The sequence below is a fragment of the Candidatus Aquicultor sp. genome (assembly GCA_036504445.1).
GTDB lineage: Bacteria > Actinomycetota > Aquicultoria > Aquicultorales > Aquicultoraceae > DASXVE01.
Map to the genome: position 1 here is coordinate 23,211 of DASXVE010000024.1, position 27,000 is coordinate 50,210.

19 protein-coding genes are annotated in these 27,000 nt (G+C 48.4%); 2 read left to right on the top strand and 17 right to left on the bottom strand.

Going from position 1 to position 27,000, the window contains the following annotated elements; genetic code table 11:
* Positions 1–125: 125 nt before the first annotated feature.
* The 4 genes from VGK02_06215 to VGK02_06230 form a co-directional block, all read right to left on the bottom strand.
* Positions 126–5,693 carry a DUF3883 domain-containing protein gene (locus VGK02_06215; protein HEY3374639.1) on the bottom strand — a complete coding sequence of 1,856 codons (5,568 nt, stop codon included), beginning with the start codon at positions 5,691–5,693 and terminating at the stop codon, positions 126–128.
* Between the two features lie 225 nt (positions 5,694–5,918).
* Positions 5,919–6,689: a hypothetical protein gene (locus tag VGK02_06220; GenBank protein HEY3374640.1), complete on the bottom strand. Its 771-nt coding sequence runs from the start codon at positions 6,687–6,689 to the stop codon at positions 5,919–5,921.
* A gap of 7 nt (positions 6,690–6,696) precedes the next feature.
* Complete coding sequence (locus VGK02_06225) at positions 6,697–7,686, bottom strand: hypothetical protein (protein HEY3374641.1); 990 nt, start codon at positions 7,684–7,686, stop codon at positions 6,697–6,699.
* A 178-nt stretch (positions 7,687–7,864) separates the two neighbouring features.
* Positions 7,865–9,109, bottom strand: coding sequence for a PD-(D/E)XK nuclease family protein (locus VGK02_06230; protein HEY3374642.1), 1,245 nt, complete (start codon positions 9,107–9,109; stop codon positions 7,865–7,867).
* A gap of 68 nt (positions 9,110–9,177) precedes the next feature.
* Here VGK02_06230 and VGK02_06235 point away from each other — a divergent pair, with 68 nt between their 5' ends.
* Both VGK02_06235 and VGK02_06240 read left to right on the top strand, forming a co-directional pair.
* Positions 9,178–10,020 (top strand): hypothetical protein, encoded by an 843-nt coding sequence (locus tag VGK02_06235; GenBank protein ID HEY3374643.1) that lies wholly within the window; start codon positions 9,178–9,180, stop codon positions 10,018–10,020.
* A 231-nt stretch (positions 10,021–10,251) separates the two neighbouring features.
* Positions 10,252–11,262: a nuclease-related domain-containing protein gene (locus VGK02_06240; GenBank protein HEY3374644.1), complete on the top strand. Its 1,011-nt coding sequence runs from the start codon at positions 10,252–10,254 to the stop codon at positions 11,260–11,262.
* Between the two features lie 83 nt (positions 11,263–11,345).
* Here VGK02_06240 and VGK02_06245 read toward each other — a convergent pair whose 3' ends face one another.
* The 13 genes from VGK02_06245 to VGK02_06305 form a co-directional block, all read right to left on the bottom strand.
* Positions 11,346–12,278 carry an HNH endonuclease gene (locus VGK02_06245; protein HEY3374645.1) on the bottom strand — a complete coding sequence of 311 codons (933 nt, stop codon included), beginning with the start codon at positions 12,276–12,278 and terminating at the stop codon, positions 11,346–11,348.
* Positions 12,268–12,681 carry a very short patch repair endonuclease gene (locus VGK02_06250; protein ID HEY3374646.1) on the bottom strand — a complete coding sequence of 138 codons (414 nt, stop codon included), beginning with the start codon at positions 12,679–12,681 and terminating at the stop codon, positions 12,268–12,270. The genes VGK02_06245 and VGK02_06250 overlap by 11 nt, the downstream gene beginning before the upstream one ends.
* A gap of 2 nt (positions 12,682–12,683) precedes the next feature.
* Complete coding sequence (locus VGK02_06255; GenBank protein ID HEY3374647.1) at positions 12,684–13,880, bottom strand: DNA cytosine methyltransferase; 1,197 nt, start codon at positions 13,878–13,880, stop codon at positions 12,684–12,686.
* A gap of 408 nt (positions 13,881–14,288) precedes the next feature.
* A complete protein-coding gene (locus VGK02_06260) occupies positions 14,289–16,796 on the bottom strand; it encodes a S8 family peptidase (protein ID HEY3374648.1) in 2,508 nt (835 codons plus the stop codon).
* Entirely contained in the window at positions 16,796–17,770 is a 975-nt protein-coding gene (locus VGK02_06265) for an ATP-binding protein (GenBank protein HEY3374649.1), read from the bottom strand. The genes VGK02_06260 and VGK02_06265 overlap by 1 nt, the downstream gene beginning before the upstream one ends.
* 476 nt (positions 17,771–18,246) lie before the next feature.
* The gene (locus VGK02_06270) at positions 18,247–18,522 is read right to left on the bottom strand and encodes a hypothetical protein (GenBank protein HEY3374650.1); all 276 of its coding nucleotides are present in this window, start codon (positions 18,520–18,522) and stop codon (positions 18,247–18,249) included.
* A gap of 11 nt (positions 18,523–18,533) precedes the next feature.
* Positions 18,534–19,262, bottom strand: a complete 729-nt coding sequence (locus VGK02_06275) for an N-acetylmuramoyl-L-alanine amidase (GenBank protein HEY3374651.1) — start codon at positions 19,260–19,262, stop codon at positions 18,534–18,536.
* Positions 19,263–19,377: 115 nt separating this feature from the next.
* Positions 19,378–19,596, bottom strand: a complete 219-nt coding sequence (locus VGK02_06280) for a hypothetical protein (protein HEY3374652.1) — start codon at positions 19,594–19,596, stop codon at positions 19,378–19,380.
* Positions 19,597–19,640: 44 nt separating this feature from the next.
* Positions 19,641–19,796 carry a hypothetical protein gene (locus tag VGK02_06285; GenBank protein HEY3374653.1) on the bottom strand — a complete coding sequence of 52 codons (156 nt, stop codon included), beginning with the start codon at positions 19,794–19,796 and terminating at the stop codon, positions 19,641–19,643.
* Between the two features lie 11 nt (positions 19,797–19,807).
* Positions 19,808–20,665 (bottom strand): hypothetical protein, encoded by an 858-nt coding sequence (locus VGK02_06290; GenBank protein HEY3374654.1) that lies wholly within the window; start codon positions 20,663–20,665, stop codon positions 19,808–19,810.
* 12 nt (positions 20,666–20,677) lie between these two features.
* Positions 20,678–22,186, bottom strand: coding sequence for an SGNH/GDSL hydrolase family protein (locus tag VGK02_06295; protein HEY3374655.1), 1,509 nt, complete (start codon positions 22,184–22,186; stop codon positions 20,678–20,680).
* A 308-nt stretch (positions 22,187–22,494) separates the two neighbouring features.
* Positions 22,495–25,149: a hypothetical protein gene (locus VGK02_06300; GenBank protein ID HEY3374656.1), complete on the bottom strand. Its 2,655-nt coding sequence runs from the start codon at positions 25,147–25,149 to the stop codon at positions 22,495–22,497.
* Between the two features lie 62 nt (positions 25,150–25,211).
* Positions 25,212–26,996: a hypothetical protein gene (locus tag VGK02_06305; protein HEY3374657.1), complete on the bottom strand. Its 1,785-nt coding sequence runs from the start codon at positions 26,994–26,996 to the stop codon at positions 25,212–25,214.
* Positions 26,997–27,000 lie beyond the last annotated feature (4 nt).

Here is a 27,000-nt window from a genome sequence, read left to right on the forward strand (position 1 = left end):
ACTCTGCACTGGTTGTCGCCAAGTGAATGGCATGATGTGGGTTCTGACCCTTTTTTGACCCCTCGAGCCGATATCTTGTTAAGCAATGTAAGACTATCTTGGCAGAAAGCAACGCGCCTATCTCATTAAAGTTCCTGCTCGGCTTCATACCTTACTCTAAGCCCCGCCTCCTCAATTCTGAACATTTGCCGAAACCGTTTGTTGTAGGGGTTTGGTAAATGCTTCACCGTCGGACTTTCCGATAGGGCGTTCATGACATGAAAAATCGAAAATATTTCGTTTCGCTTGTCTGCCAATCTTACAGCAAGCTGGACTTCGGAGGAACCGAGTTCAAAGACCCCGTCTTCTCCTGTGCTAGCCTTCACTTCAATGAAATGAATCTTGCCGTCCACTAAAACTTTAAAATCGTAACCATAACCATCATCCGTTCTATTCTTTGGAAACTTATGTTTGCTATTTTCCGAAACCCAACAATCTGGGGTGATAATATCGGTACCGTAAGTCTGCTGCAATAGACGATATACATATATCTCGCCAGTTAACCCTACAAGGTTTTTCATCGCCTGAGTCATCCTTGGGGGCACTCCGCTTCTTTTACGGCCGTTTATCCCCGATCCATTACCAACACGTTTCTTTCTTTTAGACTTTAGCTGTTTTAGGTCGGTCCAATTTCTTATATCGAAACCCGAGACTTCTTCAATGTGCAAATTCTGTTCCAGGTGGTCCCAGAGATTTGTAAGATTATCAGAGGTGTTCTCAAAAGGCTGGCCGCAAACTTGCACCATTCGCTTCTCCTTCTCCAACTTGAGTCGCTGCCTCTGCAAGCTTTCATCTGCCTGGTGCAAATCTTCCTCGAGGACCTTTAGTGAACTTATAACTCCTGACACATCGTACTCAGTATCGATAACATCCCAAAGCTCTATATGGTCGTCTTCCCTTGGAAGGCTCCGAATAGCATTTAGGCATGAAGATTCGCCCCAAAAATTGAGAAAGGCATGCTCATCCAAATATTCTTCTAGCTGGTTCATTAGGCTGTTTACACCATCAGCCCACATTCCCGGAAGAGCTTTGTTTCTCTCACACCAAACGATGACTGCCTTCTGAAGCTTTACAAGCTCCTTTTTTACGTTTTCGTAATTCGCCGAATGAATCTCAATAGGATCAATTTTCGGCTCAAGTCCGCACTCGGAAAGCCTAACAAACAAATCATCTAGAGACTCCGCCTGTGTCACAGCATCAAGTTCTTCAGTCGATGCTCCGATCGCTTCGAGAGCTGGTGTTACTACCTCCATCACCATTCTAAACTTAATATTCCAAAAACGTCTCGGCCAATCGTCAGGGCAACCAAATTCATGGATGCAATCCTCTAATTCCAAGAAGCGACCTGCCGCGTCGTTATCGTTAAGAATACGCCGAATAATGGCACGAAGCGGTTTCCGTGCAGAATCAAGGTACAGTTTAAATTGTTCCTCTATACCAGATATCTCGATCGGACTCTCGCCAAATGGAGCAAGAACGGCATTCCACCGCTCAAGCTGAGCGCTCTCGCCTAGGATTTCAAAAAGGTATTCGCCGGTCTGCTGAAGTCCCCGCGAGGCTCGCGCAATCTCTAGGACCTTTTCCCACCCAAGAGATCTCAATTCAAGAGCTTTGAGATACGATTCCACTTGGTCATCAGTATTAAGCTCTACAAGAGCAGCTGTATCAACTCCAGGTTCTAGGAGGTGTATGATTGGACGCAATACTTTTATGGTCCAAGAAAGATTACCAAGCCAACGTTGCTGCACCTCGGCATAGCGGTCCTGAGAAATTCCAACTTCCTGAAGAGCCTCGCATATTTCTTTCTGGCTAGGTTCAGCATTGTCAACAAGATTTCCTAGCACTAATTTAAGAGGGATAGGAAGATCAGCCCTTTCCACTACGGTAGATAGGGCTTCGCTAAAGAGGCTAATCTTTTGCCGCCCTATCTCTTCTGCTATCAGGGTATTCTCCCGAACATGCCAAAATGCCCTCACTGGCATGTTGGCAACCAAATAATCATCACGCCAGAGGCCAATCTCAACAGTATCGACCCATTGTACTCGCGCACTCCGAAGGCTATCCATAGCCTTTTGAAATGCTTTAGTCCCAGTTCCCCGATTCTGCTGTCCGGCATAGGCAAACACCGAGAGAACAACCGGCGGCAGCCATTCCAAACCATTCGAGGCAAATGGTTGATCCGTGCCTTCGTTCCATGCTTTGCCATTAACTAGCGGTTGCATTTTGAGTTCAGATGCCAATTGCACTGCATTCCCGTAAGAATCTAAGAAAAAATCTTTCAAACGTTTTGCATCTCTGAATTCAATGGCGATAATCGGCTTCGAATGCAATTCAAGGCTATCATGCAGAGCTTCAGTCGCATCAGGCAAGAATACCGGATCATCATCTGACGGCGCCGTAGCCTCTAATGTGTTAGACCCCCTGCGGACCACCAAAGTTTCTGGTAAACTGTTACCTTCCTTCGGATAAAGCTGTGTCCATGCGTTTCGCACCATTCCCAAGAACACATCCAGATTCGCAATGTCGACTGCCGGGTCGGCTAATGCATGCGCAAGGTCATCCAAGAGCCGGGCGTCAGGGGTCTGTATTTCAAGGTCAAATAGAGGCATACCAAGCTCTCGCATTGTACTAACAAGGGCTGGGTTCTTTTCCATGATTGTTATAATGGCAGAGGGAAGGGGCTTCAGGCAGTCATAATGATGTGAGCGTCCTGCAAGAACCGTAGAGGGCACAAGCCATCTCTCTCTAGGACAAAAGAAATCGATGCTATCTTCCTGTGCGTCAGCTATCCATGCAGTTTCCTCGAAGAAAAACTTAAGGGGCGACTTTATCGTAAATCTATGCCTTTCGCCATCTAGTTTTTCGATTGCTAATTCCTCCCAGTCCTCATGGAGTTGTTGGAAAGGAATTGAATCTAGCAGAATCCTCATTAAGACCACTCGGAGACTGCCATCAAAGTCTCCGTAGCGATCAAGACCGGGCAGAGAATATAGATGCTTGACAACATAGCGGAAATTCCCCGAGTAAGGCGATGCTATCTCTTTGGAAACATATCTGCGATATCTTTTCCAGCAATCTTCCCAAAAGGTCTGAGGCCCCTTTTCAGGAATCATAACTTCTCGATACCCGCCGACCCAGAACACCGATGTCCAACCAGTGCTTTGTATTCTCTCGGGTCGAAGTCCTCTAAAAACACCTGCTTTCTTCAAAAGATCATAAGCCCTATCGGCTAATCCGCCCCAGTACTTGCTGTCTGGTGGCAATAAAAGCCTTTTCGATGCTTCTTGGCATTCAGAAGTATTAACCTTGCTCAGATATAGATCGAGATCTTTACCAAGGGTGCCATTGGATTGATCATCCCAACCGGTGCCAAAGGTAGTCTCATCCATTTGGTACCAACCACTCCGACATGGAGCTGGCAAACGAGCAAGTAATTTTGTAGCATTTTCTCCTCTATCTCTTGCGACAAGGCTAAAGATAAGCTTTAGGCCCCACTGCAAAATGTCGCGACAGAGTTTGCCATTCTCAGATCGGAGAGAAACAGGAAGATCTGGAATTATAGGAATCAGAACACTTCGGAAAATATGTTCAACACCGAATTGCTTCACTAAGTCCGAGGAGAGAAAGGTGTGAATCGGCGTTGAAGCGTAGCCGCCGCGCTCGCGCGCTGTATGAGTAGTTATAGATTCGTTCAAGAAAGAGATGAACGGCCTTAAACTCACCGGAATTTCCTCAATCGCCTCCTCAGACTGGATCTCGTCATCCAATCCAAGCTTCATCGGACGGAAGAAAACCGCGCTCCTTTCCCCAACAGAATGTAGCTGACCATCTGTCCCCAAGAGCACCTTTTTGCCCTTCAGTAAAGAAGCCCTACCCTCAAGAATACTTTCAACGTCATGCCAGAATCCATTCCAATCTACCCTTCCGTCTGAGGCATGAAGAATAGTAGCTGCCTTTTCGATGGTGTCTGCAAGCTGTTGATCTGTAGCATAAGAACCGATACTGATCTTTCTGTAGATTTGTTTCACCAAGCCCATACGAGAAGAGAGCGCCTCAATGAAAGCGGGATAACAGGCGGATTCACGGAGAAGGCTGGGGGATAGAACCTCCGCGTCCTCAACAACACTGAGAATACTGGCTGTTTTTAGGGCTGCCCACCCTTTATCCGTCAAGCAGATATTCTGGTCTGCGATGTTAATGCCTTCTTCCTTCCAGAGCGTCGAGATTGTGGACCACCATCTTTCCCCAGCCGCTCCGTCAGCGTATGAGACCAAATCAATAATTGCAGCTGCCTCGTCCTCGCCCCGACCAACCAAACTATTAAATATCACGCCCGTTACTTTCCTGGCGATAGACCTTAAAAGTAGCATGTTAAGTGGTTGGCTAAAGTCTACATCGGTTCTACTCATATCTCCATAAAACGGTGCACTGAAATGGGCTGAGCAACCACTAGACAAACCAGTAGGAAGGTAAATATTCAGGATTCCGTCTTCGGGGCTTTCCTCCAGGCGCACAGCAACTGAAATCCTTGCACTCGCAAGCTCTGGCCATTTCCCTGGAAGTTCTACGACAGCAGCAGCTAAAGCCTCAGCGTTCGCTGACTTGTCGTCATCCCCAATACGCTCCTCCCACAACCAGAATCTTCTCTCGGTTTTTACGGCTTCATTATCGTAAGCTGATTCCTCACGAATAGAGACTTCCGAGCCATTTTCAGGATCATTTTCTCTCGAGGCCTCCAATCGGAGAAACTTGCGGTTATATTGATTTGTAACCAGCTGAAAAGCTCTAACTCTATCAAGAAAAAGCACCGTATTCTCATTGAGGTTTTTTAATTCAGTAAGCGCAAGTTCTCTTGCTTTTTCATTGATAAAAGGCAGTCTGATAACCGATGCATATCCCTGCTTCTCATATTCCAATACTTTTTGTGGTACCGCTTTGTCCCTAATTGGCTCAGGAAGGAGATACGGAGATAGATGCTTAAGTTCTTTACGCAGCCACCCCTTGCCAGACTTCTTGCACCGTCCCCGAAAAGCTATGTATTTCTCATTGGACCACGACACTAATGGAATGTCGCGGTCAAGAGGGCAGCTAGGAGCGTTATTTCCTTCCAGCAAGGTGTCTATGGAGGTCTCAAATTCTTGCACTATGAAGGGGTTAAACCGGAAGCAAAATCCATCAAATAGAAGGCTTTCCTTCCTGCGCCTCGAATAGATTTCAGGTGATTTCGATATTTCAAGAACACTCCGGAAACCTATGCCCTTATTGCCTATTGATTTTTCAGGATCTTTGTCGCTTTGGCCGAGATTAGATAGACTCTCAAAATTTGAGGCTGAGAAAGGTTTGCCGTCATTAGCAACATAAAGAGCGCCAAAAGGCGCCTCATTTTCCATAATACTGAGTTCTATTCTGCGCTCATCTTCCCCCTCTCCTCTCTCAAGAAGAGCATCATGTGCATTTTGTATCAATTCGATAAGGAACCGCCCGTGATATTGGTGTTCGACCTGTTCAGTCAAGTTGTGAAGGCTTTTGTAGTTGGACGTTCCATTAGCGATCTCATCTAGGAAAGTGTGAATCTGACCAAGCGTCTTATGAAGAATTATCTCTTGAAATTCTTCATTCTTGGATGTCTTAATCTGATTCGTCACATTCTTCATTAAATACGCTCCTCAACCTGAAGGCGATACTCAGAGGCTGCCCAGACGATTTCGTAATCTTTCTTTTCTGTTGTGGCGGTCAAACAGCACTTCATAGGTAATAGCTCGTTCGGTGGAACTGCTGAGCATTGTGTCGTCAATGCTGGCACGAAAGACTCTGCTTGACTTCATGCTCCTAATATCCCCCGGTTAACCGGCTCTTCTTTGCTATCCCTCGACAGGCGTCTAACGAATTTGGCATCGTTCTTTCATAGTCTCCCACTCACTTGATAATTCCTCGTTAAGTGAATTGTAGATATCAGTATTGAGCAAAATGCCAGACCAGGATAAGGTTGCTTCATATTCGATAACATTGATGAGTATCTCCGGGGTTTTGCTGAACTCCTTGTCTGGGGTGTTTTTTAGGTCTTGAAACAGACGTCGGTAGTTTTCATAAATCCTTTTTACTCGGCCAACAAACAATGTTTGGTTTACCGCTTGTGTAAATAGGATGATTGGAAGCACTAATTTTAATAGCATAATGAATGCATTGTTTTGGCCAGTAAATGCAAAGAGGATAAAAAGTACACCTATTAAGGCATTTTGTATCCATAGAGGCTTTAGCATGCGCTTAGAAACATTGTAAGTGAACAAAGCGTTTTCAAACCCGTTGACCGCCATCTTATAAATTCCCTGTTCAACTTCATCATTTGAAAAATAGCCCTTAGAGCTTTCCTCCGAGTAAGTGGTTGCAAACGAGTTGTCTATAAAATCCATTCTTTTTTGAACGCTTGCTTCATAAATAATGTAGTTGGTGATAATTACCAACAGACCGTAAGCAACGATAAAGATGGAATTTATGGAGTCGATAAGGTCGCTTACGGGTCTCCGGGCCTCATTATCCAGCTGAAAAAAGAACGCGATGATTGCTAAAGCGGTAGCGATATACAGCACATACCTAGCAGCCTTATCAAAGGATCTCGCTTGCTCGAATGTGCGGCTAAATGGAACCACCATGTTATCATTATCCGTATTCTGGGAATTCATCGCCGAAAACTTCTCTCCATTTATTTATCGCTTTTTCCTGATCTGAATCTCGGGTTTCAAACTGATACGCTTCAAAACCTTTTTGGTTAGCCTCTGTGGCCTTAGCTGATATTTTCAGCTTATCCTCAACGGATAAATCATTTAGCTCTCCCTGAAAGCCTTTGGGATCGAGCACCGAACCGAAAATCGCCGTGCTCAAGTGGGCCCAAAACTCTATGAGGTTTGCATCAATCCAGTCACTAATGCTACTTCGAGTTGCGTAATAATTCAAAATTATGTTTTCGAATAGATACGAAGGTATCGTGGGCATGATTGGCCTTCTGTTCCAATACTTTAACGTGCGAATTATCTGTAGAATCGCCCCACTGTGCTGCTGGTTGATTTCGGTGACACGCGTTTGATCAACTCTTGGATCGGTAGCCTTCCAGCCGCCGCTGCCATCAGGGATGAGATAATAGCCTGTATCTGTGTAGAATGCCGGCACAATGTCAAAAACCCACTCGTAAGAAGTGAGCTGCAGCGTGGCGGCCTCTTGTCGTCTATGTAACTCCGCTTTCTTATAATGCTCTATTTGAGCCAGGGAGCTAACTAGCTTATTTACCAACCGTATGGAGTTAAGCCTTCCATTGTCATCGCACAGCTTTCTTAAGTTGGTTGCTGTTTCCGGCACATCAATCAAATAGCTCTTGCCGTAAGACTGCATATTGTAAGTCGACCCCTGGGCCGCAAACGTAAGGATCATATCGATGTCATCAAGCGGCCTAATTTTGGTATTTCGGGCAAACGAGCCGAACCTAATATGCATGCCATCGTATAACACCGGAAAATCCGATATCTTATTTGGGAGATTTTCTAATTGACCAAATAGCCAATCACGGCTTGCTCTCGCAACCTTCGTTTTGTCAGATACAAGGTTTACAACGTCTTTATTGAACTCAGAAAATGCAGCATTTACACTTGTCGCCATAGTCCACCTTCTTGGTCAAGGCTATGCTTATCTAACGCTTGGAGTGTAGAGCTAATTACTATTAAATACCAAGTACGACCACGGCGCAATTAGGGGTGATGTTTGCTTGGGGCTTAACCGTCGTTCTATGCCCGCGCACCAGTGTAAATACCCTTGAGAACGTAAGCGATTCAGCACACTAGGCGATCTCCAGGAACTTAAGTACTTTATTCAAATCCTGGATAGCTTGAGCGCTGATCGTGAGAAGTTGTTCTTTGTCGGCCAAGATGGGATTGCCCCGCGAGATCGATTTGCCAACATTAATACCTGGAAAATCGATCTCCTCGAGCGCTATTATAAGGTAGTCAATCACCGCATCGATCGCAACATCTAAAGAAAGTATGCTCTTTAAATGCCAGTATTCATCACCTTGCCGAGGATACTCTCCACTGGCAGATGTGCGCTCATAAATTCGCAGCTCATAGTCAGGCGCCAACATTTTTAGAAGGGATGTAAACTCACCTCGATTAGCTTTGATGCCACTATAAAACCTTCCGATCGCCTTGTTCTTATCGGTATGCCGTCCATTTCGAATTACCGCACTAAGTCGCAGACCATCCTTGCCAAGAACAGCATTGAAGTTACACTGTTTAAAAATATCCGTATTCTCCTGCGGTTTGCGAAGCGCTACCCAGGCGTCCCGGTCATCGCCCGGTATGAGGCGCCCTACGTGTTGATCAGGGTAAGCTTTTGTGATTTCTGCCGGCAGTCTCGCACACAACTCCTCGGCAAACGCGCTAAGCTTTCCTTTAATGATGCGCTTGTAATCCTCATCGCGCATGATAAAGAAATCAAAATCGTCGCTCGTAAAACCTGTAAACGGTGCCAAGCCAATCAACTCCAAATAATCGATAAAGTGCCTTAACAGAAACCAGTCGGTGTTGTTCTCGGGCTTTATGCTTGAGAAAAGCAAGTACAATTCGGCCCACATCATAACCCTTATATCTTGCTCAGTTGCGCCAATTGATGCCGCGTGCCTTTGTAGCTGTGCACAATTTAAGCGGGAGAACGTCTTGTTCTCAATAAGTACCACAAACGATGGCGAATAAAGCCACGCATCCGGTCTTCCCCTGCCGTTACTTGCATTACCTTCTTCGATGTCAGCCGTTGGCGCTAGAGCAAGAATAACCTTATGTTGCGCCCCTAAATCAGGCACATGGCTTCGCTGCAGCGCAAAATGCGTTCCGCCAGAGCTCAACCTTGTAATCCCAAGATAGTTAAGGAATTGCCGAAGGACCGCCTCGGATGCGCCCTCCAGTACGTTAATAAGAGCCTTTGTCGTATTGTCCTCTATTTGCACGCGGTCGGCCGCCGTATACTCTTCGCTGGACGACTTATGCCTCGGACCGCGATAATAGTAAAAGATATTCTTGTGTGGATCCATATTTCTATCTTAAGCCATTAATAAGCGCTAAGATACGGATAATTTGGACGCCATTCATATAGAGTTTGATGAAATCGGTAAGGATGCTGATGACTGTAAATTCTTATCTAACTAATTTAGCGAATAAGTTAATCCTGTCACCCACGGAAGTATCCAGCATTAATACTTCCATAGAGACGTTGGCCTCTCGTCTTGACCTCTACTTCGGCAATAACATCAACACCCACTATGAGTTTGGATCCAGCACCCGTGGCACCATCCTTCCCAGAAAGGCAGATGAGAATTCGGATATAGATTATATGATCATCTTTGGCACGGCAAGCGGATATATGAAGCCGCAAACGTATCTCGACCGCTTGCGGCGTTTTACTAATGATAGATACCCCATGTCAGAGATTTATCAGTCACACCCGACCCTAGTGTTGTCGCTTAACCATATAAAGTTTGAACTCGTTCCCGCGATCAATCATTTTTGGTATGGCCTACAGATTCCTTCGCCAGTGTCACAATGGTCTGATTGGATGGCTACAAATCCAAAAGGTTTAAACCAAAAGCTAACATCCGCCAACACCAATAACAAATCTCTTATTAAGCCGCTTATTCGCCTGATCAAATACTGGAATGCTTGCAACGATTACCCTCTTAACTCTTACGAGCTTGAGAACTTTGTTATCTCCGCGAACCTTTATGACGATATAGCGTTGTGGCTTAACTTTATACTCTGCAATTCGCTCGCAGACTATTTTTACGCTTTCTGGAATGCGTTTTCTTATCCCAGCAACAAGGCGCAGTATCTAAGGGATAAAGTTGCTAAAACCAAGCAGCGTGTTAAGTATATTAAATCATGTGAGCGGAGCGGGAACACTCCTCAAGCGATTATAGAGCTGCAAGGCCTTTTGCCAAACCTTTAGTAAGCCATGCGTAATCTATTCATATCAATTAACAACGCGAACGTTTTACTTAATTAGCGATAGTTAATAAGCACATGAGAAAAACCGAGTCTCCCCATGAGAATCTTGAGTCGAAAACAGCTACCCCGGCAAGCTGATTCTTAGACATCGGCAGATTTGCCTCGGGCACCTTTGTAAATCAACCGATATGAATACTATCGTTTAGTGTTTGTGGGAGATTGGAAACAAGTTTTGGCTCGACTTTTAAAGCAAGACCCTGTCCTACGCAGAGAATTCAAAGAGCGAATCAATAAAAAGGTTCAAAACAAGAAAGAGCAGATGAAGCGCGAGATGGATGAAGAATTGCCGGCTGTTGCTGCATGGGTTGCAAAACCACTCGCCGGCCTCTTTTTCGACCGAATTAACGCAAAGAACATGGAAAAAGGTGACGCTGGGGAGTTTAACGTCTTTCTCCAGGCCAAGATGCGCTTATCGGACGAGTGGTTTGTCTTTAACGACGTAGTTGTTGAGCCGGAACCGGGCAGACTCACCCAGATCGATCACATTATCATCGGCCCACCTGGTCTCTTTATAATTGAGACGAAAGCATGGAAAGGCTCATATTCCGCATACAAGGATAATTGGAAATATCGCAACGGCACAGAATGGATTAAGTGCAAGAGCAGCCCTACAAAGCAAAATACTTACCATGTAAAGGCCATCGCTGAGTGGCTTAAGGGAACAAAGATTTTGAGCATTGATGCTCCAGCAGAAAAATGGATAGTACCTATTGTGGTTTTCACTCGAGCACAGTGGCTTAAAACAACGGATTGCTCAATGCCGGTATTTAACGGAATTTCAGAATTCATTGCTTATCTTAAAGCAAAGGCAGAGCGATACTTAGGCCAAGACGATATTGAGAGATTAACAGCGCTAATCCAGTATCCAACACTCAGTAAAGCGTTAAGGCAGGATCAAATCAAATGGTTTGGCGCGAGCGAAGCGTTGCTGCTTTCTGATGCAACCGAAAACAACCAAGACACTAGTGCTTTAGAAGTCGAAGAACGCATACAGACCAAGGTTTCTAGTGTGCCGGAATACACCGAAGGTGTTACTAAAAACGGCAAGCGATATGTGAGGATTGTCGGTACGATGGAACAAGCAACTATGGTGTATGAGCACTTTAGGACACAGCATCCCGATCTTAAACCACCGCGAAAAGATCGATTCAAGGAAGGAATGTTCTTCTTTTACATATCTTAAGGTGCCTCTCCGCCTGCTCGGTTCGCAATCACTTTAATCGCATGCTGGAGGCGAGAATCTCAGAGGGTTTGTGATTTGTAGTCTTACTTTCGATGAGCTTTATCATGACAAACAGTACATAGCGAAACTAAGTTTTCCTTAGTATTCCCGCCGCCTTTTGCGTGGTGCTCAATATGATGTATTTCCAAGTGCCTTGCATCCGAAGGGTTCCACTCCTTATGAGACCAATCACACTCTTGACACGCATAACCGTCGCGACGAAGGACGTCTCTCCGGACATCGTCTGGAATATGCCGGTCATGCTCGGGGCTTTGCCGATCGGCCTGAAGCACGTATTCCCCGACACTAAGGTCCGGGCGCCCCGTCGATTGCGTCGCGACCGGCCAACCATACTCCGTCCGTAACTCTCGCACCCGCCGAGCCCACTCCGTTTTGTCGCCTGCGACGTAGCGCAACTCCTCATTCGTAATCGGTTTGCCGACATTTGCTCGCAGATATTTAAGAATTTTATCCCGCACCGAGTCTTCGCCTTTACGAATCGTATTTGCAACATTCCAGCGGTGTGCGGCATCGCGATCCTGCTGCGTATTAAGCAAGACATAATCGCTTGTCTTCATAGCCGTCAATTCGTGCGGAACTTCTACGTCTTGATCCTCACTCATCTCTTTGACGGTTACGCCGCTGGCAATAGACCAGCCGAATTGAACCCTCAACTCACGCACGCGTCGCGCGTATTCTTGAATCCCCGAGACGACAAGGAGTTCGTCGCCGTCTATGACGATCCCCGGATGCTTGCGAAAGTAGTAGAGAATCCGCTCCCTTGCGGACGATGCATATTCCGAAGGAATTAGCGCCGCACCCAGATCGCGCAAGGTATTAAAAACCGGTACGAGCGCGAGCACTTTAGGCCGAAGCTCTTCGGTTTGAAGCTCGGCTTTGAAGTTTGCTATCAGCTCCTCGACTCGGCGCCGCGCCGCTTCGGGATCAATATGTTTTGATTTTTCATTATTCGCCATGTAGGAACCTCTCCAACTTTCGCATGAGTTCTTCAGGATTCTTGGTCTCGCACTCCCAAACAACTAATACATTCCAGCCCAAGGCCTTTAATTCCTCTTCTACCTTTATATCACGTCTCATCGTTTTGTCGATTTTCTCGTTCCAGAATTGTGTGTTGGAAGAAGGTCGTTTTGAGCGTTTACATCCTTCGTGCCCGTGCCAAAAGCAACCATGCACAAAGACGATCTTCTTATGGCGAGTCAATACGAGGTCGGGATGACCGGGCAGGTTTTTGCCGTGCAGGCGATAGCGATACCCAAGACCGTGAACGGCTCTTCGCACGACCATCTCGGGCTTGGTATCTTTGCCGGTGACACGAGACATTATCCAACTGCGTTTTTCTTTATCGAAAACATCGGGCATGCCTAGAGTCTGGCACACAGGAGCGCATAAACGCAATCAGCGATGCGAGCGGCGAGCATCGGAGGGACCGCATTGCCGATTTGCTTCGCAATCTCCGTCTTTGATCCAGTAAATCTGAACTCATCAGGAAACGACTGCAAGCGCGCGGCCTCACGGTGCGTGATGGGCCGGTGCTGCTGTGGATGCAGGTAGCGACCTTTTTCCGGTTTGAAGAATTCGGTCCGTATTGTAAAGGAGGGCTTATCCCACCACAGGCGACCAAAAAGGTCCGTGCCGCCGGAAGTTTTGCGAATCCAGCAATCCGGTGTGATCTCCGGTGCTCGCTCCTGCAGATCGAAGCGATTCATGCCCTCTTCGGGTATCGCCATATAGCGGGCTATACTTTTCGGGGTCGGTTTGCGGCCGAAATGAAGATCTAGCGGACCTGGTTCGATACGAATCTCGGTTCCGACCGGTATCGGTAGATCGCTTATTGCGTCTCTAACGGTTCGCCACGGCTTGGCATCGCTGATGTATTCGTCGAAATCTTGCGCAAACATTTTGCGGTAGCCGTTGCCGCTTGGAACAACATGGGTCTTCTTCGGCGGAAATATCTCCTTTGGATCGGCAAACTTGCATCCGAGGATAAAGGCGCGCCAGCGAGTTTGCGGCACACCGTAGTCTGCAGCGCACAGGCGCTCCCATGCCAACTGAAAGCCCATCGATTCCGCTTTTTCAATGATTTGTTGGTGCTCGTCGGAGCCGATAAGCTGCGGCACGTTCTCCATGACGAATATGTCAGCATTTGAACGCTCTACGACCTCCATATAAGGAAGCCATAAGTGCTTTCTTGGATCGTTGTCTCGGTTCTTGTTTAGCAAGCTAAAGCCTTGACAGGGAGGACCGCCTACAACAACATCGGCTTTCGGAATTTTGTTATGAGGATTATCTAGAATATCAATTATATCGCCATAGACACAGTGATTACCGAAGTTCATGTTGTAGGTATTGGCAGCATATTTATTAATATCGTTAGCCCAGGCCGGCTCGAAGAAGTGCCCGAGAAGCTCCGTAAAGCCAAGCGTCATACCGCCCGCTCCCGCGAAGAGGTCGATGAGCTTCGGTCGCGGAGTAAACGGCGCGAGCTGATTATTTATCCTCGCGTTAAAAATCGTCTCGTTATCGATAATTGCTCGGTCCGCTGCTTTTGCCTGTGCCATGCTTTCATTTCTCCGGGTTGGTTACCATTTTAGTCGTTTTAGTGCGCCGAGCCAACGACTTAAGAGTCTATATGTCACCTTACTTCATTATTCCCATGGAGGCGTCCTATAGCAACACGAACATCCCCTCTTCTAAGTTTCTAGCATGTTTATATCGTTTTGTCCATAAGAGCATTTGCATATATTAAATCGTTTTTGACTGCAATTAGACTGGCGCTTAACTCGCATAAGAAAATAATGATTAGCAGCGAGACACTTTTCACCGTAGTTTGCCGCATATTTAATTGCAAACCGCTCAGGCAACCGATATGTCAATTACGCTTCAGATTAAGATGTACTTCGGGATATCACGTCTAGTGTTGGATTACTACGCTCGCTTGTGGACTAACTCCTGAGGATTATGCCGATCTATCTTCCGTTGCGTTGTGTTGTTATCGGAACGATTAAGCCGACCTGTTGAGCAACAGGAGTGTAAACATCTATTTCTTGTTCCGGAGTTCTTATTGTTACGACTAAGGCGTAACGCGTTCTGTTGTCAAACTTGCCGAGGTGTTTCCGCTCTCGCCACCAACCGATTCTCGGAGATACTGCGATAAAGTGAGATTCCGCAAGCTCTGCCGCCGACCCTCTCCAAATATCGGAATGAATTGAGCCTTTATCACGGGCCTGCCCAATAACCCAATGATCCGACGCACTGGCTGTTCCGGGATGCCCTTCATCCTCATCGCGTGCAGCGGCATTAATTCTCTGGACGAACTGGTCTTCCGTTTCATACGGTGAGTTGATGTCGAATCGTAAGGCGTGCGAAGCATACCGATACCTGTCTTTCCAACCGATTTCGCCGGGGCCCGGTTCTATAAAGTAGGAGAGTGTTATGCGCATTTCAACCTGCGTATCATGCAATCCCAACAGCACCTCACGCGGCCAAGGTAAATCGTAGAGATGCATATCGCACGTCTTCCCCCTGCCTCCTTGAACTTCAAACGGTTTGATTTCCGCCTGTGCTATCAGCGTCAGCGAGTTTGATGCGCTATACAGCGCGGCCTCTTCGTTCGGAACACCGTATCCGCAAATACGCAGCAAGTTCTTGAGTTCGGTTTTCGTATCGTTCTGCACGAATTGCCTTTTGAGTTCATCCGGCCATTCGGCGGAATGCACCATAAGCGCGCGAATCGTCTCCGGCCAATAATCGGGATAGCGGGCTTGAATCTTGGCGGCGAGGTGGGCGGCTTGCGCCGTCGCCGCACTCGTCATATTAAAGCAATCGAGTAGCCGAGATTGCGGCTGGTAATGTGTGGACAGCAAAGAAAGATCCGCACATTCCGTCGCGAAGTTGCCGTCATCGACCGCCATGTTGCCGCCCTCCATGACAATCTCCGGCTTGATAGGCCATCTATCATTCCATGTTAGAGACGTTGTTGTAAAAGGCGAAAGCTGGTTTCTTCGGGCTATTACAGTATAACCATTTAATGTAGGATCAGTAATCGTATCTAATTGCGTGTAGGCACCAACAGTAAGCACGTTCCATGATTGGGCCGGATCATGGATGGAATCGGTAATTTGGTTTTCGGGGTAATTCGCTACTTGATTAAAATCGGTGATGTTGCCGGCGCTTACTACCATTAGCCGTTTTACGCCATCGTCTACACCTGATGTGAGTTGATCCAACTCGCCCGACCACGAAGACGGCCTCCCCCGATCACGTGTATCTTCAGCAGTGATTGCCATACAATTGATGCGTTTGCGTTCTGGGGCCCTGATTTCAGCTAAATATACGCACTGAGCATTAATATCGCCCCAAAGCTTCGGCTCATTCTGTCCTTGCGGCGGGAGCATCTTCACGGACTCAAGCACATGGTTAACGATAATGGGTTCACTGCCGGAAAGAAGTTCCGCAATGTTGCCGTAACCGGAAATGCCTGCCATCAGAGTGCCGTGACCCTCGTGATCATGTGTACCCCATGCCGAATCATAGCAATGACAATCATTACCATCGAGCAGAGGCGATAGCATAGGATGGCCTGTATTAACGCCTGTATCGATCATGCAAACAGAAGTATTGGCTTCACCGTCTACATGCAGACGCTCGCTAAAATCTTCGACCCACTCTGCTTGCTCCAGATTCGGTAGCTCATCCCAGAAAGCCGCGGTGTCCTTTGCCTTGCGATACTCGGCTATCTCATCCGAGTATCGTGTCAAGTCCTCAAGCTGGCGGCGGTTCACATGCACGAGTTTAACCGCACGTTCCGGGAACTTTATAGAACCTGTTTTTGAATTTACCTGCTGTTGCACGAGCAATTCTTCGAACCGTCGAATGGCTTCATCGCTATCGCTGCTAAGCCAGACTTCACACCACTCCGGCTCTTCACCGGGCATTAAATCATTATCGTCTTGCCAGAACGATTCGACGAGCAAGGCCTTACGCAGATCTTCTATACTGTTAACGAGATCGGCATTCCGCGGTTTACCCGATTTGCTCTCCTCGTTTGCATATTGCTCGAGCTTTTTGAAGAAATCCTGTCGCTTATCGTTTGCTATAAAAACGGTTGCATAGATTACGCGCAAATACTCGTCTTCACCGGTCTCGTCATTTCTTACTAGTTCTTCCTCGATTCTGACGTTGCATAGCCTGGCTTTCTTCGACCGCATGTCCTCAAGGCTTTTGGTCACCAAATCATATCCGGGTGCACCCCGAAATTCAAGGTAAATCCCCTCTCGATCCGCATGAGTGACGACGAACTCGTTTTCCGCCTCTTCCCAAGCTTGACTAAGGCGCTCCCGTAAAAAGTCGGCGTGCCCTTGTCGATTGCCGCGCCCAGGTATGCGTTTTTTCGCACCCATTTGCGTTACACTCGTAAACCCCAACCGTGACGGCGGATCTTCAAGTTTGATATGCGAAAGATTTGTCTGCGGCATTAGGAGCTACCTCGCAATCCCCTTCGCGCGATTTGTCTATTTTGTAAAGCCTTGAGCAGTATCGCCGAGCTTACTTTATCGACATCTCCCAAAATTGCTTGCTTAATGGCATCGCGACAGGCCAGATCGATTTCTGCGTGACTTAAACCCTCGCTGCTTTCGATAACCGGCTTCCAAGCGAACCGGCTCTCCTTAAAGGTTCCGAGCACATTTTTGATCAACCGCTTTCGCGCATCCTTATCAGGAGCCTCATAATAGAGAACATCGTCGAAACGACGAAACAAAGCCTGATCCAACAATCCCGGATTATTCGTGGCTGCAATTATTATACTCTCGGACGTATCTTGCTCAATAAATTGCAGAAATGAGTTCAGCACTCGACGCATCTCGCCGACGTCGTTGTCCATCGAACGTTCGCCGCCGATGGCATCGAATTCATCAAATAGATAGATGCCGTGCGCTTGCTCTATAAGATGAAAGATTTGGCGCAGCTTTGCGCTGGTCTCACCCATGAATTTCGTCACAAGTCGGTCTACCTGGATGGTATTTAAGGTTAAGTGCAGTTCATTCGCCAAAACGCGCGCAGTCATGGTTTTCCCTGTTCCGGGAGGGCCGATCAACAATAACTTGCGCCGGTGTGAGAGCCCGTGGTGCTTGAGCTTTTCTTGTTGGCGATACTCATGAATCACTTGTTGAATCCGTTCCTGCAGCACAGCAGGAATTACAAGCTCGCTTTTAGAGACCTGCGGCCTGTCGATAAGCACTAAGCCTTTTAAGTCTTGCGGAAAAGGAACAACGCGAGAACTGCTTTTTTTCCGCTCACTGTCTACGATTTCTCGAATATCATTAGCAAGGGCTGAATGCCCCTGCTTAGCCTCATGAGCAGCAACTTGCAGAGCGACCGTATAAAACCTTTCAGGTTGATCGCTGAAATGCGATCTAATTAATGTCTTTAATTGTTCTGCGGTTGCCATACTGCTCCTTCTTTGGTCGATGAACGAGTTCGAATAATCACCACCATCGGTTTGGAAACAGACCTAAGGTGCAAGCTGAAACCTATCCTCGTCTGTATCAATAATATATGAAGATGCATGGTTAGGGAACGAGAAGAAAGCTCGCAATTTCTTTGCACACGATACTTTCTACGAAATATTACGAAGTCAGCCAATTCCTCGATGAGCTCCATCATATCAGCTCGACTTCAACAAATCCTTAATAGGCTTTACGATAGCATCCTGACTAAACTTGGCGCCAAATAGAGCAACTATCATATCTAAGACCGACTTAAAATCCATCGTAAGATAACCACTTGCCATAGCGACAGGTGTTAATACGATGGCGACACATAACGCCAAAAATGATGAGTCGGTTCTCTTAAGTACGCTATTCTTAAGAACTGCAGTAATTAAGAAAATTGTGAGTGCCATATACGTTACATTTGCAGATAGCGTTAACATGCGATCATTTCCTTTATTTGCGGTTTGATTAACAAGAATGATTCATCTAATGAGAAGCGTTGTTTCCATACTACGCGCCAGGCGTTTGCAAGCGCCCAGTAGGTGGCTTTGAGCATCGCCTCCGGCTTGTCCTCGGTGTGTGCCAGGATGAGCCTTTCGCCAAAGAGAGTGGTCCGAACAGTCTCGGTGCTCATGAGCGAGATCTCGTAGCCAGCCGCTTTGCGAGAAAACCCTCGAAGAGCCGGGGCTGGCACTTTTATTTCGAACATATGCCTATCTCCTAAACGCGCTTTTCTAGTTTGAGTAGGTTGTGAATCACAATAGCGAGGTCTTTGCGCTTGATGGGGTCATCCGGGTGAACATTACCCTTTGCGTCTCCGTGAAAGATACCTAAGTTCTTAAGCGTCTTGAATGCCTCGGCACTGTAATCGTTATCATCGAGGTCCTTGAAAATCGTTCCCAACTTCGTCACCACCTTTTGTATTGGAGTCTGTTTCGAGCGCTCTACCCGTAGACTCGACATCGTGCGCGAGACCGCCCCGACGAAGTTAGCCCATGTATGCCCGTACTTTACGAAGTAGCCGATGGGATCCGTATGGTTGGTTTCGTGCCACTTCTTGGAGACCGCATCGTGGCTTAAGATGTGGTCTGCTCCCCATCCGTAGCGCAGGCAGCAATCGGCTACAAACCAGACCGCTCGGCCCCACACCAGGGCGAACTTCACAGGGTCGTAACCCGACGGTTCGCACATCTCTATTGAGAGGAACTTGGCGTTAGCCGTGGGGCCGGCGTGCCAGGCGCGCTCGTTTTCAGGAATACAGCGCGTAATTGAGTCCCAGTCGGCGAAGTAGTGCGCCGAAGCACCGCGCTCCGCTTTGTCGAAATACAGTTGCTCTGCCTCATCGGTCGCTCCGGGTGTTACCGTCGAGTGGACGACCAATCCGACTGGCTTTAACGGCTTATGGCCGCGGTTGTGGTGGATGAGACGCTCCGTGACTGCGTATTTCACGTTATCACCTCCAAATAAAAAAACCGCTGGCTAAGCGGTTAATTAATGCCTATTTATGAAGCTATGAGAGCCTTTTTAAGCCACTTTTTAGCACGTGGTAATGGTTTCCTATGGCCTAATGCGTCACGATATAGACTATCAAAGCGCTGCACAGCGAGCAGAGCGCCGCCCATGTGATCGTCGTAATGGGTGAGTACCTCTTCAGCGTCACATTTGTGATCTCATCAAGCTTTGTCCATATCTTATCCAGGCTCCCATTGAGTTTTACGTGATAATTCTTATTTTGTTCCGATTCTGCTTCGAGCGTTGCGATCCGCTCTGCCATTTCTGCCATACCGCCTCCCTTAAAATAAAAACATCCGTTATAGCCGCGTAGGTTTATTTTTTCTCAATCCCTTGCGACGCTTTCACTTTTTCCACGTCGGCTTTAACCCCGCTGATTTTCTTGCGAAGCTCGCCTATAGCAAGCCTCTCTTGGCTCGTGTTGTGCGGCGCAGGGACAAGCTCATGGATGGGCTTTGCAAACCGTTTCACAGTAACCCCCTTTACCCGATGCGCGGCTGGCGCGTCACCGGAGGCTTGAGTAGATGAATAATGTTTTGTTCCTTCTTTTCGAATATCGCGTAGATATCGTTTGCAAGCGTGCGGTAGTCCGGTGGTTTAACCGCCATGTCGTCGGCAACCTCAGGGAAACCGGAATCGGCGATTCTTTTGTACCTGGCGCCGCTTGCGCAGGAGTACGCCGCAGAAAGCGCGAGCACTTCGATAGCCGCTGGTTCCGTCGGGAAAGCGGTGCTAAGTGTGCTCGATGCCGTGGTAAGCCCGGACGTTGAGAAAGCTACCGTGTGTTTGATGCGAAGCGGTATAGCGCTTGCAAATTTGTACTTAAAGAAGAGCGTTCGCGGGTTGTGCGCCGTATCTGGTTTCCACCACCTAGCGGGTTTCCATACCGGTTCCGTTGCTGTTCCGACGTTAAACTCGACGAACGTAATCCTAAGCGCCCCGAGGGTAGATACGCCCACGCTGTCGGCGCCGGACGTAGCCGACAGAGTTTTATCGATAGTTTCATAATAGTAGGGAGATAGGGCGTTTTTGATGCCGCGAAGCATCGCCGCGTGAGAAAAACGAAGCGTTGAGCAATCGCACGTTATGGCTTGTCCGTTGGTCGGGACATTACCCGTCGTAAAAGTTATCTCTCCGGTCGTGTCGTCAATCGTATATTGCGTGCCCCTGGTTTTCGTAACCGTCGCTACTTTGACCACATCGGATGATGGCACGATAGGCGTTAAGAGCCCGTAGACCGTTTTAACGCCGTCTGCCGTCCAGCTTCCTTGCCCGTAGCGCGGGTAGTTGTCGAGCTGGTCTGCCATAATGTCGAATATATCTTGCGCGGTAATCGTCATGTTCGCATCTCCTTAATTAAGCTTGCGAGGGTTCGCACGTCTGAGCCCCGTACTTTTTGGCTGGCTCTGCTTCGGTGCGGAATCATCCAGGGCGGCTCTACTGGTATCCATGCTGCCGGGTATGGCGCGAATCATGCCGCCCGGTGCCCCTATTACGCCCGGCAATGCTGCGCGATTTAGCGAAATACCGATAGGTATCTCTGCGGCCTCCGCTCTTTTCATCGCTGTTTCTGCGGCATCTATTTCCTGTCCTGCTGCTGCGACAGAGGGTTTGATAGAATAAAGCCCGCCCTGGTAGAGCGCCTCAGGGATTTCAAAAGCGGTTGAGTATGCCGATAGCCGCGCACTCGCACCCACGCTCACCGTCCCGCTGAATGGCAACGAGTGAGCGGACGCATAGCCGGTTTCGCCATGCGTGATATTTGAGGAAAACGTTAGTGCGTGTACGTTCGCTTCGCCTGCACCGCCAAAAGTGATGTTCGGGGCAAGCCCTACTATGCTCGGAACAATTACATTACCGACCGTTCCAACCGGATACACGGCTACTTTAGACTCATACGAAGTAGCCCCACGTGTTGCCCGCGCCTTAAAGCTCACATCATCGACCGCCACTGCGTAGGGCACACTTGATCGGTATGTTCTGCCGCTTACGAGTTGCGCTGTCGCCATCGGCAGCCATGCCCCCGCACCCACCTTATACTGAAATACCATAGTGTCGGTGAGGCTGATGAAATTTGCGATATCACAGTCGAATTGCAGGGTTTCGCCGACTTTGGTGACGGTTGGTGCGGTGAACCCAAGCGCTAACGGTTGGTTGAACCATTCCTCGTAATCGGCAAAGCCTAAATAGTGACCTGCCTGATTACGGTGCAAACTATCATACATAATGCCGCTTGCGGTAAGCGTTGACGTGTAGGTATCAAGAAGCCCTATCCCTTGTACCGCAAATTCATCCGCAACCACGTCGTATTCCGCGATATAGTCGGCGTAGGACTTCCCATCAGCGGTTCCCATAGTTACGTTGCCCTCTTTAACGAGAACCGGAACCATGCCATTATCTAAGCATTGCTGTACCATGGTTCGCGTATTAGCACAATACATAGTCCAATTGATGTGCCCCGCTCCAAGACCGATGCGATGGTTTAGGTCGTTGATGTTGAGAGCGATAAAAACAATATCGGGTTTGGGGTTCATGGCGGCAAGCGCCGTTATAGTGGGGATGCCTTCTATGACTCCATGCGTACCCCTGCCTAAATGGTCCTCAGTACACCACCCATCACCAGAGAGGTTGTAGAGGTCGCTTTGGGCGTTTTTCGCTTTAAGCATTGCCCTCAGCTGTATCGCCATGCTCTGCACTCGCGTATCAATCCTGCTTGCCGTTGTAAGCTGCATATTGAGCTTTTCAACAAGATAGTCCCAATTATTTGCATAGTATCCACAGCCTACCGAATTACCAACAAAACCGGCAATAACCCGCTCATTATTCTGGTATTTCTCTAGTATGCCAAGATAGGTAGACATGGTGTTATCCCTTGTTGTACATATGCTATAATCGTTCTATGAACAAGCTATTGTGTATCGTCACCTCTGGCCTTACCGCCTTACTGAACACTTTTTTTGGTGATTACGAGGTTGACGTGTGCTCGCACTATATCGAACACGACTATGGCCCCGAATCTCCGGGCGTTCCTGCTTGCACGTATCCACAAGATAGCCCTCACTTCTCAGCAGTGGTCAATCACGGCCTTTGCGACGCCTCTTGCCCTGGCCACAATCCAACAATTAAGATGTATTACCGCGAAGTGCTCAAGCGATAGTATTGCTTCATGCTAACCCGTAACATAGGTTTTAAAGAGCAAGGGGTCTTGTGCCGCATCCTCTGCCCACGATCCATTGGTTGTTGTGCGGGTATAGTTCACCCCCACTGCGGTGCCAATGTTGTTCACCCACCCATAAAACGTGTCACCGCTTGGCACCCGCAGCGACACCCAATACACTTGTCCGTTGGTAACGCTGGCCCCCGAGATAACGGCGGTTCGCGGTGAAGATATCCCGCCAGCTTCGTCTATGGGGCTGGTAAATGAGGGTATAGTCGTTCCGCTACCGATAACCGGTCCGGGAGTGCCGGAGCTATCAGCGCGTATCTCTGCTACCAAATTAGCGGCGGTTCCCTGGTAGTAGTAAACAGGAATGTCAACCTTGCTTAGTTTCCCGGTCTTACCACAGGTGAATTTTACCGCACGCTCTCTGTAGCCGCTGCCGCTAGTCGGGCCTATTACTCCGTTGGCCCCACGCGTTCCCGCCGCCCAATAGTTAGCATCCAGCGTTTCAACGCCGGGGGTCGCAACAACTGCGGTGCTCTTAGCACTTATAGCACTATAATTATCAACCGCCTCACAGCACAGGTCATAACTCGCTCCATTGGTAAGGCCGCTAAACGTATGCGGAGCAGATCCAGTTCCATCTGATACCCAGATACTTTGCCCGGTTTCGCGCTTATACCAGTTATATGCCGAGAGCGTCGCACTATCTGAGAGCGTCGTAGCCGTTGTTACGGCGACTTGTAGCGTTGTTGAGCCTACTGTCGGCGTACCTAAAACCGGGGCGGTCGGTGCGGTGTGGGCAAAGGTGATCGGCGTTGGTGTCCACGCTCCATAACCTGCAATAGTATCGAGCCCATCCACCCACGCCTTATACTGGTTGACTCCTGATATCGTCAACCCGGTCGCCTGGATGGTAAAACTTCCACCGTTAGCGATATTAAGGCCGGTAAATTCCTGTTGGATGCAGCCTATGTTAGTCGGGTCGTTATCTGCTATCGTAGCAGCACCAATAGATGACTTTAACTTGGTTACGTTCGGGCCGTCCGGGTTGCTGATTGTGCCCTGGATAGTTACTGCGGTCGGCGAGTTAACCATGACACTTGCCAACGTCTCTGTCGGAGATATGTAAGCGATAGTTGCAGCAGCCGGTACCCAATTTCCCCACTGTGTTCCTCCTTCGGATTTCGTTTCCTCAATCTTGGCGCTTGGCGTATAGGTCGTATCGTGGATGAGCCCAAGAGCGGTCTTAGTGTAGCCGGAGCCACCTTGAATCGCAGTAATTGCCGCATCGCCAACGCCGACAACAAGCTCAAATGCTCTGCCCTCGGATAGCGCAGTCGCGTAAGCCGCGTCTTTGTCTAACAGTTCAGTATTCTTAAAGAACCCGATACGGATTGTCTTTAGAATATCGGCGTTCGATATCGCTCCTATTTTGATATTGACGCTATCGACCGTGCCCGGCGTCGTAGCGGATGCCGATGCAATCAAGATATTTGCCGGGACAACACTAGGGGGCATATTGGTTGGGAAATTAATAACTAAAACAGCTGACTTTACGCTCTCATTGTCAGTATCATCAACTGCAGTAACCCAGAAATATACAGTGGAGCCTGGCGTTTGAGCAGATACGTTAAATACGGTCGACGGCGGCGAGCCTAGCGTCCCCCCGGTGTTTGCAAGGTATTGCGTAGCCGTGCTCGCGTCATTAACCGAATTGCTGTAAAGCCGATACGTTCTGACATAGCCGTCGATATCGCTTGAGCCGGTAAAACCAATCGCGCAGCTGTTGATAGTCTTATTGTAATCATACAGACCGGTGGGAACGGTCGGCGGCTGGTTGGCGGGGATGGTGATGGTTTTCGTTATATACGCACCCGCGCCGGATTCAGCGGATATGGCGCGTAAAGATACCGTTACCTGCCCCGCGCTGTTCGCTTTGACGATGAATACACCGCTACCGGTCGAATTAATTTCAGTACCGGTAAAGAGCGTGGTTCCTGCTCCGTCGCCGACAATATTAGCCGGGTTGGAGGTACTACCCTGGCACATCTCAAAATAGATGCTGGCCCCGGCATTGTCGGGATCGGTTACGCTTGCCGCGCCGACGTATTTAGCAAGGTAGCCACCCTGGGTAATACCGGTGATTGAGAAATTAGCAAGAGAAAGCGTGGGCTTTCTGTCTGTTGAGGCGCTCACGCCTAAATTGTAGTAACCGTCGCTGCTAAAGACAACGCCCCAGGCAAGCCCGCTATCAGCTTTTTTCTCCTGGTAGTCGAGTATACCATGAACAATCGACAAACCAGGGTCGTAAGGAAATCCGCCCGTTGCGACGCCTCGCGCCTCGACGACTACGATATAGCGCATGTTGCTAAACGTGGCGTTATTAAACGCAAAAGCGGGCAGCACGGCTCGGACTCGATTGTTGTATTTGTCAACGGTCATGTTTGAGAGCAGCATCCCGCCCTTGGTGTACCAGTTGCCCACGACTGCCGGGTCAAGCTCATTGCCCGATATGCTGGAGACGGTGCCGTTTGCCGTTGTGCTCTTGCCGTAAGCGGAGCTAAGCATCATAGCGTAGAAGTGTCTGCTTGCACCCTCGTAGTAGGCTTTGACCATCTCGTATTGGCCTTCAAGATGATGCTCAATTGTAAAGTCTGCCATGTGCCCCTCCAAATAAAAACGCACCCAATAGGTGCTGGTTAATCATCAAGATATGTATGCTGCTATATCTCTTTGAGTTCAAGATAGATAAACTTCTGCTTGCCTTTGTCGGATACGATTTCGCGGTAGAGCTTCTTGGTCAGGCGAACCGTACTTGCAGTATTGGAATAATTACTATCCCTATACGTAAAGGTAGGGTAGACTAATACCGCCTCTAGCGCCGCTATTATCTGCCCCCCGGTTCGGGTGTCCTTCTGCCCTTTAATAAGCGTATCCGCGTAATCATGCGAGGCAAGCGCCACTTTAAATGTGTGCTTAAGCGGCAGTTTCGGCGCGAAGAAATACCCCAAAGAGGTCACTATCGGGGAAACGGTAGTGTCTGTGGCTCGGTACAGTTCCACCTTAAATTCAATGCCTTTGCCTATTAAATAATCCCCGCTTCCGCCAACGAGGTTGTAGGTTTTCGAAGTCGCATTGGTATCGTCGTGCCGATCAACGGCGGAAAGCTCGGTAAAAGACAAATCAGAATCAAGCCGGTAGTAAACGCGGACAGAAGAACCGACGGGCAGCGGCTCGGTCAAAAGCTTTGCGGTGGTGTACACCTTGTCTTGCGTCGGCATGTCGTAGTAGTCCATACCGGATGTGAGATAGCCCGAGGCTACCTTATTAGTGCTCTCACCGTAAATGCCGCTATCAACTATAACGACATGCTTTACTCCGTTCTTTACCAGCACTGCGCTGACATAACCGGCGGACTGTCCTGATACTGTAGTTTCTTTACTTATGCCGCCGTAGCCCTGTATCGCAAAATATACGTTATCTAAATAGCCGTCGCATCTGCGAACAAAACCGCTTATATCGTCATCATAGAACAGCTGCGTAGGCCCGATAGCGGCGACAAACGCCAGTACGCACGGGTGCCCCCCGATGCTGCCGCACACATACAACACACCCATATAGCCGGTGATGCTCCGCCCGACAAAACCTTTTGGGAGCCGTGCGAACAGTGACGTAGTGGAGCCGTCATATGCGTACAATAAACATTCGTCGTCAGAATACGTGCTTGCCAGCACAATAGGTTGGTTCTGGTGCAGGGTGATATCGATAAAATAGTAGCCGGTCATATTTGTTTTTAGGCTGGTAGCGGTGCCGCTGGTCGTAACTTTAGTAAACTCTGGGGAACTACTTACAAGGTATAAGTCGCCCTCCCACGCGACCATGCGATACCCCCCTGTCGTGTTATTTACAATCGTGTAGCTTGAAATATTAAAGTTGATCGCACCTTTATATACTCCTGCGTCTGTGGTTATATACGGCACCGACCCGATAAAGCAAATATCTGTCGCGTTGTAACCCCCGTTCTCCGGTGCGAGCGCTTCGGAATACGTCCCGGCGCTTGTATCGTATTTTCCGATATACCACTTACTATCACTTGATTTCTTATAACAAATCCAGATAGTGTCCCTGTGGATACGGGCTACGCTTATATGCGACCAGAAAGGATTATCGGACGTGGTAACTCCAGTTATCGCTTGCTTTAGCGTATTGTCGGCGATTAAGCTGATTTTCCCCGCATCACTGATATTGATACCGCTTGAGGTGTTGAACCTGTTCGGGCTAAATGGGGCATCGGTTCTATATATATCCTGACCCATGCCCTCTTGCCATGCGGAATAAACCCGCGCGGTAAGTTCGTTAAAGTCCTGGATGCCCCGGTTGGCCGCTGTCGTGATTTTCGGCGCGACTGTTTCCTCGGCGATGATGTCTTTGGGCAAGTTTGGGCTGGTCGCGCTACGAAACAGCACTCCCCCTATTTCGATATCAAAGTCTACGCCAAACGTGGGCATACTC